This is a genomic window from Vibrio sp. 1069 (genome assembly GCF_033340555.1).
Genome location: NZ_JAWOWP010000492.1, coordinates 1 through 645 on the forward strand (window position 1 = coordinate 1; position 645 = coordinate 645).

At 46.8% G+C, this 645-nt stretch carries 1 pseudogene; it reads right to left on the reverse strand.

The window, feature by feature from the left end:
• Nucleotides 1-645 (reverse strand): annotated as a pseudogene (locus R7040_RS27350) (hypothetical protein); the annotation flags it as partial.

Genomic DNA, 645 nt, shown 5'->3' on the forward strand with positions numbered 1-645 from the left:
CCGTAATGTTTGGATCGACATTAAGTCGAGTTAATTGACGAGCAAACATGTTGCCATCAACAGTGGTTAAACCTTTGATGATTTCACGATGGTCGATATAGCCAAAAGAGTTGTTGTTTTTACCATACTGAGTTTGGATGGCTTCAGCACGACCGCTATCCGCTAATGATTGGGTTGGAGACTCAAGACCCAGCGCCATTTTCAACGGGTTAAGATCACCCAACTCCGCGATATCCACCGTCACGGTTAGCACGTTGTCGATAACCGCCACAACTAAGCCAATGCCATCCTGCGGATCTACTGCATCCGTCATTTCATAACGACGGTACTCCACCGTACCCAGCTTCACTTTTTCGTGTGTCACGCCGCTCATTTGCTCTTCGTGATCCAACGTTTTCCAAAGCGCCTCTGGATTCTCGATTGGCAGTTTGTAAACTGGCACCATACCGAGCGTGTAAAGCACTGGGTTGATCTCATCGCCTGTACCTAAGTACGCTTTCAAAGTTTCTGGCGACGCAGCACTTTTTAAGTATCCGTCAAACAGATCGATCGCAAACTGCTCTTTTGGTGACAGCTGCTCACCAACAAACATATCAGACATGGTCATTTGATTGGCAGAGCCAAACGCGTTCACATATTCATAGT